The sequence below is a fragment of the Arthrobacter sp. SPT-J7 genome, from assembly GCF_059089965.1.
This window is the reverse complement of sequence record NZ_JBNHFF010000364.1, coordinates 1-2212: the sequence shown is the minus strand read 5'-3', so window position 1 is coordinate 2212 and position 2212 is coordinate 1. Positions and strand designations below refer to the sequence as shown.

Annotated in this window: 2 protein-coding genes; both read left to right on the top strand. The window is 64.7% G+C overall.

From position 1 onward, the window contains the following. Positions 1-32: 32 nt before the first annotated feature. The gene (gene glpX / locus AC5RWX_RS32675) at positions 33-1055 is read left to right on the top strand and encodes a class II fructose-bisphosphatase (RefSeq protein WP_176156781.1); all 1023 of its coding nucleotides are present in this window, start codon (positions 33-35) and stop codon (positions 1053-1055) included. Between the two features lie 90 nt (positions 1056-1145). Next, positions 1146-2212, top strand: a 1067-nt coding sequence (locus AC5RWX_RS32670) for a lipid II:glycine glycyltransferase FemX (RefSeq protein WP_494100319.1), incomplete at its 3' end; no start/stop codon positions are given.

The window sequence follows — 2212 nt, the reverse complement described above, 5'->3', positions numbered from 1 at the left end:
TCGAAGAAGAGGTTCACGTGTCACCAGCGTCCATGACCCAGAAGTACTCCACGATCTCCCCCTCCCTGGCGGTGGGCAACGATGAGCCGGACCGCAACCTTGCCCTCGAGCTCGTCCGCGTTACCGAAGCGGCGGCAATCGCCGGCGGACACTGGGTAGGCTTCGGCGACAAGAACACGGCCGACGGCGCTGCCGTTGACGCCATGCGCTCCTTCCTTCAGACCGTCCACTTCAACGGCGTAGTGGTCATCGGCGAAGGCGAAAAAGACGAAGCCCCCATGCTTTTCAACGGCGAACGCGTCGGTGACGGCACCGGTCCGGAATGCGATGTAGCAGTGGACCCCATTGACGGAACCAGGCTCACCGCACTGGGCATCAACAACGCCCTGGCCGTCCTGGCTGTGGCCGAGCGCGGTTCCATGTTCGACCCCTCAGCCGTGTTCTACATGGAGAAGCTGGTAACCGGTCCTGAAGCCGCGGACATGGTGGACCTGCGCCTCCCCGTGAAGCAGAACCTGCACCTGATCGCCAAGGCCAAGGGCGTCAAGGTCAACCAGCTCAACGTCATGATCCTGGACCGCGACCGCCACCGCCCGCTGGTCGAGGAGATCCGCGAGGCAGGCGCCCGCACCAAGTTCATCATGGACGGCGACGTTGCCGGGGCCATCGCCGCGGCCCGCTCCGGCACCGGCGTTGACGCCCTGATGGGCATCGGTGGCACCCCCGAGGGTATCGTGGCCGCCTGCGCCATCAAGTCCCTGGGCGGCGTAATTCAGGGCCGGCTGTGGCCTACCAGCGACGAAGAGAAGCAGAAGGCCATCGACGCCGGCCACGACCTGGAACGGGTCCTTTCCACCAACGACCTTGTCTCCAGCGACAACTGCTACTTCGCTGCCACCGGCATCACCGACGGCGACCTGCTCAAGGGCGTCCGCTACTCCAAGGACAAGGTCCTGACCCAGTCCATCGTGATGCGTTCCAAGTCCGGCACCATTCGCTTTGTTGACGGCGAACACCAGGCCAGCAAGTGGGAAGGCTACGCCCGCAAGAGCTGACCCACAGCCAGCAATGCCGAACAGAGCCCCGGAGCGCGCCCAGCGCCTTCCGGGGCTTCGGCGTTAATGCGTTGGTATAGGGTTTAAGCCATGATTCCAGCTGTTGTGCCCTGTACTGACCGCGCCCTTTGGGACGAATACGTCGACCGGTTCCAGGGGCACCCGCAACAGCTCTGGGGCTGGGGCGAGACCAAGGCCATGCACGGCTGGTCCGTTGACCGGGTGCTGTTGAACGATGGCGACAACACCATCGGCTGCGCACAGCTGCTGATCCGGCGGCTGCCGCTGCCCTTCCGCGCACTGGTCTACATTCCCAGGGGACCCATGTGTGCGCCGGAGAATGCGCAGGCCGTCCTCGGCAGCCTTGCCGGGCACGCCGCCGTCCGCCACCGCGGAGTGGCCCTCAGCGTTGAACCCGACTGGGACCAGGACTCGCCGTACGCGGCCGCGGTGAAAGAAGCAGGGTTCCGTTCATCCACCAACACGGTGCTGATTCCGCGCACGCTGATCCTTGACCTCACCCTGTCCGATGACGACCTTATGGCCGACATGTCCAAGTCCACCCGCGCGAACATCCGCAAGGCGATGCGCAGCGATGTCGAGTTCCGCAAGGTGAAGAATGACGCCGAACTTGAGCAGGTGCTGGCGATCTACCACGAGACGGCGGAACGTGCCGGGTTCGGGATCCACGAGGACCAGTACTACCGGGACATCTTCCGGAACATGGGGGAGGGCTCACCCATTATCGGCGCGTTCGACGGCGAGCAGTTGCTGGCGTTCGTCTGGCTCGCCAGGAGCGGTGCCACCGCCTTCGAGCTGTACGGCGGTGTGTCCGCGGAAGGGCAGAAGCAGCGCGTCAATTACGGCGTGAAGTGGGCAGCCCTGCAGGCGATGCGTGAGGACGGCTGCGCGCGTTACGACTTCAACGGCCTCCTCAACGACGGCATCTCCGATTTCAAAAAGCAATTTGCGAAGCACGAGAACATGCTCCTGGGCACGTGGGAGAAGCCGCTCTCGCCGCTCTACCCGGCCTATGCGCAGGCCATGCCCCTGGCACGACGCGGACTCCAAACCGCACGCCGTCTCCTGAAGACTGCTGCCGGGAGCGTCCGGCCACTGGTCCAGAGGGTGCGCCGGGGCAGCCAGGAGCATCAGGA